Origin of the sequence: Citrobacter sp., assembly GCF_050252275.1 — a bacterium.
In the GTDB taxonomy this organism is placed as follows: Bacteria; Pseudomonadota; Gammaproteobacteria; order Enterobacterales; family Enterobacteriaceae; genus Citrobacter_A; species Citrobacter_A amalonaticus.
Window position 1 is genome coordinate 1 of sequence record NZ_JBFWLF010000245.1, and the last position, 6,914, is coordinate 6,914.

The 6,914-nt window shown below is 51.0% G+C and carries 8 protein-coding genes and 1 pseudogene; 5 read left to right on the forward strand and 4 right to left on the reverse strand.

From position 1 onward, the window contains the following. The 3 genes and pseudogenes from AB7E14_RS18015 to rmf form a co-directional block, all read left to right on the forward strand. Nucleotides 1-342: pseudogene (locus tag AB7E14_RS18015) on the forward strand (intermembrane transport protein PqiB); the annotation flags it as partial. Further along, nucleotides 339-902, forward strand: coding sequence for a membrane integrity-associated transporter subunit PqiC (pqiC, locus tag AB7E14_RS18020; protein WP_316962185.1), 564 nt, complete (start codon nucleotides 339-341; stop codon nucleotides 900-902). The pseudogene AB7E14_RS18015 and the gene pqiC, both read left to right, overlap by 4 nt. A 258-nt stretch (nucleotides 903-1,160) precedes the next feature. Next, a complete protein-coding gene (gene rmf, locus AB7E14_RS18025; protein WP_042320000.1) occupies nucleotides 1,161-1,328 on the forward strand; it encodes a ribosome modulation factor in 168 nt (55 codons plus the stop codon). A gap of 95 nt (nucleotides 1,329-1,423) precedes the next feature. Here rmf and fabA read toward each other — a convergent pair whose 3' ends face one another. Continuing rightward, the gene (gene fabA, locus AB7E14_RS18030; protein WP_013097260.1) at nucleotides 1,424-1,942 is read right to left on the reverse strand and encodes a bifunctional 3-hydroxydecanoyl-ACP dehydratase/trans-2-decenoyl-ACP isomerase; all 519 of its coding nucleotides are present in this window, start codon (nucleotides 1,940-1,942) and stop codon (nucleotides 1,424-1,426) included. A gap of 68 nt (nucleotides 1,943-2,010) precedes the next feature. Further along, nucleotides 2,011-3,771 (reverse strand): AAA family ATPase, encoded by a 1,761-nt coding sequence (locus tag AB7E14_RS18035; protein WP_216081616.1) that lies wholly within the window; start codon nucleotides 3,769-3,771, stop codon nucleotides 2,011-2,013. 185 nt (nucleotides 3,772-3,956) lie between these two features. Between AB7E14_RS18035 and matP the strand changes: the two genes are divergently transcribed. Further along, nucleotides 3,957-4,409 (forward strand): macrodomain Ter protein MatP, encoded by a 453-nt coding sequence (gene matP / locus AB7E14_RS18040; protein ID WP_043001159.1) that lies wholly within the window; start codon nucleotides 3,957-3,959, stop codon nucleotides 4,407-4,409. A 75-nt stretch (nucleotides 4,410-4,484) separates the two neighbouring features. Here matP and ompA read toward each other — a convergent pair whose 3' ends face one another. Both ompA and sulA read right to left on the reverse strand, forming a co-directional pair. Continuing rightward, nucleotides 4,485-5,540, reverse strand: a complete 1,056-nt coding sequence (gene ompA / locus AB7E14_RS18045) for a porin OmpA (RefSeq protein WP_043001975.1) — start codon at nucleotides 5,538-5,540, stop codon at nucleotides 4,485-4,487. 355 nt (nucleotides 5,541-5,895) lie between these two features. After that, the gene (gene sulA / locus AB7E14_RS18050; RefSeq protein ID WP_044256302.1) at nucleotides 5,896-6,405 is read right to left on the reverse strand and encodes an SOS-induced cell division inhibitor SulA; all 510 of its coding nucleotides are present in this window, start codon (nucleotides 6,403-6,405) and stop codon (nucleotides 5,896-5,898) included. A 217-nt stretch (nucleotides 6,406-6,622) separates the two neighbouring features. Between sulA and AB7E14_RS18055 the strand changes: the two genes are divergently transcribed. After that, the coding region (locus AB7E14_RS18055; protein WP_428169753.1) for a TfoX/Sxy family protein at nucleotides 6,623-6,914 on the forward strand (292 nt) is incomplete at its 3' end.

The window sequence follows — 6,914 nt, forward strand, 5'->3', positions numbered from 1 at the left end:
AACCCGATGATTGAGCAGGCCACCAATACGTTGAGTGAAAGCCAGCGCACGATGAAACATCTGCAAACGACACTGGATAACAAGAACAAGATTACGTCCAGTCAGTCTATGCAACAACTGCCGGCAGATATGCAGAATACTCTGCGTGAACTGAATCGCAGCATGCAGGGCTTCCAGCCGGGTTCGGCAGCCTACAACAAGATGGTGGCCGATATGCAACGTCTTGATCAGGTGCTCCGCGAGCTACAGCCGGTGCTGAAAACGCTGAATGACAAGAGTAACGCGCTGGTGTTTGAAGCGAAGGACAAGAAAGATCCAGAGCCGAAGAGGGCGAAACAATGAAAAAGTGGCTAGTGGTGGCGATGGCGTTCTGGCTGACATCGTGCAGTTCCAGTGGGGATAACAAAAGCTATTACCAGCTTCCTGTTGCGCAAGGTGGCGTGCAGAGTACCGCAAGCCAGGGTAACCGTCTGCTGTGGGTCGAGCAAGTTGCAGTGCCGGATTATCTGGCCGGCAATGGCGTGGTCTATCAGACCAGCGATGTACAGTACGTGATCGCCAATAATAATCTGTGGGCCAGCCCGCTGGATCAACAGTTGCGCAATACGCTGGTTGCCAATCTGAGTGCACAATTGCCGGGTTGGGTGGTGGCGTCTCAACCGTTAGGCAGCGTGCAGGACACGCTCAACGTGACGGTCACCGGCTTCCACGGTCGTTATGATGGCAAAGTGGTGGTCAGCGGTGAGTGGCTGCTAAACCATCAGGGACGTCTCATTAAGCGTCCGTTCCACATTGAAGCCGTACAGACACAGGACGGTTACGATGAAATGGTGAAAGTGCTGGCGAACGTCTGGAGTCAGGAAGCAGCGGCGATTGCTCAGGAACTGAAGCGCATCCCGTAGTTTAAAATTTTGTAAATAAAACCGTCTCAGACCGTGCGTTTGAGGCGGTTTTTTTTTGGCCATAAAGAGGGGCCAGGAACTTGTTCCGGTTCACATTTTTTGTACAACCGAGTTTTTCACTAGCTCACAAATATGACACCTGTGTGAATTTTGCGCATTGACGGAACCGGGGATTCGCGGTATTCGTTTAGTGTGATTGCACACTTCGTAATCACTGTTATCTTTTCCACCAGATATTAAGTATGAGGGAAACGAGGCATGAAGAGACAAAAACGAGATCGCCTGGAACGGGCACATCAACGTGGTTATCAGGCCGGTATTGCCGGACGCTCAAAAGAAATGTGTCCCTATCAGACGCTGAATCAGAGGTCGTACTGGCTAGGAGGCTGGCGAGAAGCCATGGCTGACAGGGTGGTAATGGCCTGATTCTGTCTCTTTAAAAAGAAACCTCCGCAGTGCGGAGGTTTCGCCTTTTATGACCTGTGATAAATGACGCTATCTGGTCATTCACCCGGTTGGCATCAGAACGCAGAGGTGTCCTGGAACAGCCCGACTTTCAGATCGTTTGCGGTATAAATCAGACGACCATCCACCAGCACTTCACCATCTGCCAGACCCATGATCAGGCGGCGATTTACGATGCGCTTGAAGTGGATACGGTAGGTCACTTTCTTCGCAGAAGGCAACACCTGACCGGTGAACTTCACTTCGCCTACGCCCAGCGCGCGGCCTTTGCCTTCGCCGCCGAGCCAGCCGAGGTAGAATCCAACCAACTGCCACATTGCGTCCAGCCCCAGACAACCCGGCATGACCGGATCACCGATGAAGTGGCATCCGAAGAACCAAAGATCCGGATTAATATCCAGCTCTGCCTCAACATAACCTTTGTCGAAGTTGCCGCCCGTTTCGGTCATTTTGACGACACGGTCCATCATCAGCATGTTAGGAGCAGGCAACTGCGGGCCTTTCGCACCAAACAGCTCACCGCGACCAGAGGCAAGAAGGTCTTCTTTTGTATAGGATTCGCGTTTATCTACCATGTTCTCTGTAAGCCTTATTTTATTGAAGCACGCAGGATAGCTAACACGTGTACGCTGAACAAGTCCGATCAGTTAGGAAAAAAGCCGTTCAGCCAACGCAGCGGCCATGGAAAACGGTGACGTCCTTCCTGTTGCGTCGCCTGGGCGATACGCTCCTGGATAGTCTGCATCAGCGTCATCTGGCCTTCGCCATCCCACACCAGATTTAACAGCAGCGGTAATGCGTCGGTCACGTCATCTACCGCCCATATAGTGAACTTCTCTTCTTCAACGGCCTGTAACAGTTCGGGTTGCAGGCTCAGGTGTCTGACGTTAGAAGAAGGGATAATCACCCCTTGCTTACCCGTCAGTTCACGCTGTTGGCAAATCGCGAAGAAGCCTTCAATTTTTTCATTTAAACCACCAACCGGCTGGGCTCGACCGAACTGATCGACCGACCCGGTAACAGCGATGTTCTGATTTACCGGCACATCTGACAGGGCGCTGATGAGCGCACACAGTTCCGCCATGGACGCGCTATCGCCATCGACTTCACTGTAGGACTGTTCAAACGTGAGCGAAGCCGAGAAGGGGAGCTGTTGTTCGAGCTGGAGCTCCGACATCAGGAACGCCTGCATGATCATCATCCCCTTAGCATGAATATTACCGCCAAGTTCTGCTTTCCGCTCAATGTCTGTGAACTCGCCATCGCCGATGTGCACGACGCAACTAATGCGAGAAGGTTCACCGAAGGCGCGAGGGTGACCCGGAAACTCAATCACCGACAGGGCGTTGATCTGACCCACGCGCTCACCCTCGGTTTCGATCAGAATCTGTTCCTGGAGGATCTCATCCTGCATGCGTTCAGCCAGGAACCCTTCACGCCACGCTCTCTGAGCAAGCATCAGGCTAAGTTGTTCACCGCTGCAGGTTTCGCTTTCGCACAGCGGCGCGACTTCCGTGAACTGCCTGATGATCCACAGCGGATTGAGCGGTAACGTATCCTGTTCGCCGGTATAGCGCACCGCTTCGCGAACCAGCACTTCCCAGGCGTCGGGGGCCGGGTAAGGCAACTGATTACGTTTCGCGGTCCACGTTACCCACTGGCACCACTGCGTCATGGATTCTGCATCCACAATCTGCAGGTTATCTTCGAATTCGCTATAAATCGCCTGCTCGGCCAGTTCGGGCTCCATCTCCTGGAAGTCCGCCAGCGATTCGCGCTCACCGACTAACAGCACCTTCAGTTTAAGCGGCATAGACGGCACAGAGACTGGTAGCGGACGTGATTCATCAAAGGCTACCCAGTCAAAGCGTTCGCGGCTGACAATCGCTTTCAGGCGCATCCACAGTAGAGGTTGTGCAAGCAGAGTGCGCAGCGAGATAACCAGCACGCCGCCATTGGCCTGGTGAACCAGTCCCGGTTGTAACGTGATGTCGCCATTGAATTGACGCAGGCAGCCAAACAGTTGCTCTGCCTCAACCCAGTCGGCAATCACCACCTGAGATAAGGTAGAAAAATTATCCACTTCCCGCTCAGCGTCACGATAGCGAATCGTATGACCAGAGATCTCGTAATGACCTCCCGTCAGGTGACCGGCATTGTGCTGCAAGGCACGTGCGGCATCGGCAAGAAGATTAAGATACTCAAGCTCTTCGGGTGCTTTGGCCAGCATGAAAGGGGATGAGGCTCTGGGCTGTAACAATTGCTCCAGGGCAAATTGTAAACGTGGTTGAGTATCACTCAGTAATGTGTCGTTTTCTTCAGTGACATGTGGCTGTGCAAAAATCTCCTGATAGCTTTCGGTATCAGGGACAAGATCACGCCATGCAAGTTTCGTAATGGTCAAAGTTGATGTTTTTTAGTCTGTTGTAAAAGACGCGATTATAGCGTAACCGTCCGCGCTTCACACGTGGAATGCGATGGCAAACGCACAGGAGGCTGCAGAGTGGCTCACAGCCTGAAGATTCTTTTCTTCAGATGCTAAAAAAGCTGATATTCTGATAGGAGTGACACGGTAACATTGAGATCGCCATGAAATATCAACAACTTGAGAATCTTGAAAGCGGTTGGAAGTGGAAGTACCTGGTGAAGAAGCATCGCGAAGGGGAATTAATAACCCGTTATGTGGAGGCCAGTGCAGCCCAGGAGGCCGTGGATTTGTTGCTTACGCTGGAAAATGAACCGGTGCGGGTCAATCTCTGGATTGACGAACATATGAGTCCCGCGCTGCAAAACCGCATGAAACAGACGATACGCGCGCGGCGTAAACGTCATTTCAATGCTGAGCATCAGCACACGCGAAAGAAATCTATCGATCTGGAATTTATTGTCTGGCAGAGACTGGCAGGGCTGGCACAGCGGCGAGGCAAAACGCTATCAGAGACCGTAGTGCAGCTGATTGAAGATGCAGAGAATAAAGAGAAGTACGCTAACAAGATGTCTTCGCTAAAGCAGGATCTGCAGGCGCTGTTAGGCAAAGAGTGACTGGTTTTCATCAAAGCTGTTTTGCTGACAGCAAAAAAAACCCCGCAGCGCGGGGTTTTTTCATAAGACGGAAACTTAAGCCTGCGGCTGAGTTACAACGTCTTTGATGCCTTTAACTTCGATCTCAACGCGACGATCCGGGGCCAGGCAGTCGATCAGTGCAGCGCGAGCTTTCACGTTGTCACAGGTGTTGCCAGTAACCGGGTTGGATTCGCCCATACCACGTGCGGAGATCTTGTCAGCCGGGATACCTTTAGAGATCAGGTAATCAACAACAGACTGAGCACGTTTCTCAGACAGACCCTGGTTGTAAGCGTCAGAACCGATGCGGTCCGTGAAGCCCAGAACCACTACGGAACCGTCTTTCGGATCCAGGTTGCTCAGCTGGCTGTACATCTGATCCAGAGCCTGCTGGCCTTCTGGTTTCAGAGTCGCTTTGTTGAAGTTGAACAGAACGTCAGACTTCAGAGTGAAGTGTTTGGTCTGTACTTCAGGAGCCGGAGCCGGCGCCGGCGCTACGATCGGAGCAGCTTGTTCCTGCTGACCGAAACGGTAAGAAACACCTACGCTCAGCAGACCGTTGTCTGGACGAGTACCGATGGTGTTAGCGTCACCGATGTTGTTGGTCCACTGGTATTCCAGACGGGTAGCGATTTCAGGAGTAATTGCGTACTCAACACCACCTGCGAATACTGGGGATACGCCAGTATCGTGGTCTTTAAAGGAAGCGCCACCAGGTTCGTTAGCCTTGGTGTCTGCACGCCATACCATACCACCCAGACGAGTGTAGATGTCCAGATCGTCAGTGATTGGGTAACCCAGTTTAGCGGTCAGCTGAACGCCCTGAGCTTTGTAAGCGCCGTTGATGTTGTCGCCTTTGTACGGCATACGACCTAACCAGTCGTAACCCATTTCAAAGCCAACATACGGGTTAACCTGGTAACCACCGAACGCACCGGCACCCAGTTGGTTTTCGTGGGTCGGACCGTTGTTGTTGATGAAACCAGTGTCATGGTACTGGGACCAGCCCAGTTTAGCACCAGTGTACCAGGTGTTATCTTTCGGAGCGGCCTGCGCTACGGTAGCGAAACCAGCCAGTGCCACTGCAATCGCGATAGCTGTCTTTTTCATTTTTTGCGCCTCGTTATCATCCAAAATACGCCATGAATATCTCCAACGAGATAACACGGTTAAATCCTTCACCGGGGGAGTAGTTCAATAGTTACTCTACCGATATCTGCGGCTTACGCCGAGCACCCCTGGCGATGTAAAGTCTACAACGTAGTTGAAAACTTACAAGTGTGAACTCTGTCAGGCATATGAAAAAAAAAAACTTGTATACATAATATTTAACATTTGGCGCATCAGAATTTATCGCCAGATTTCGCGGGAACCGCGTGCGCCAAGCGTTCACAGAAAAAAAACGTTAGTCCTCAATGTGAAGGTCGAGGAGGAAAAAAAATTCCAGGATAAATCCTAAATTTACTCAATGATACAAATTTGAGTGAATTTTTAGCCCGGTTTGCTGTCTCCTGGCATGAGTGTGCGCATTCACGGGACGCATGATAAATCCCATCGCATTTCCTTCATCTGCCGCCTTAACCAATTCAGCATGTTCTTCTTCTGTTAATTCTTCTGTCAGCCAGCCAATTACCACGCTGTAGTTGCCCGTGCGCAATGCACGAACCATTGATTCCAGCGTATGGCAGGGGGACAGTTGGTTAATTTGCATCACTTTAGTTAGCGGAAGCCCGGCAGACTGAACCCATTCACGGCTCAGCTTCTGTTGTGGTGTCAGCCAGAGCTGCCAGCGCGATTGCTGTCCTAACTGCTGAAGAAGCGGTAACAGCAGTAACTGCGTCATCATGGGCTGGTCTTCGCGGTAGACCACTTCGCTGATAAGCCCTGTGGACACTTTCTCGGAAGAGACGCGCGCCATCGTGTTCGATGTGGAAGAGAATGACGGAGAACGATTTGCGTAGCCTGAAGTGTACATAATCAATCCAGCCCTGTGAGTTACTGTATGGATGTACAGTAACCCTGATGTCGTGAAAGATCAACTTTATTTTCGGAAAGAGACTCGCAATTTTTATTCATGGTAGCGGTAAAAACGAAATTCAGCTTGCCCCTTGAGAATAAGTTGCCTATTTTCGTCATTAACGGATTCGTGACGGCAAATCATTCTTTTAGTTTATGATTTAAAAGGGAATTTTATGAAAATTCACTCCTATGACAGGATCTATAAATCACAGGAATATTTATCTTCTCTGGGGACGATCCACTTCCGCTCACTGTTTGGCAGTTACAGTCTGACAATCAGGAATACCGTCTTTGCGATGGTTGCCAATGGGGAGCTCTATCTGCGTGCCTGTGAGCAAAGCGTACAGTATTGCGTGCAACAGTCCCCGGACTGGCTGACGTTTCTTAAACGCGGGCGTCCGGTCATGCTAAATTATTATCAGGTTGATGACACTCTATGGCGCGACCAGCAACAGTTGATCCAGT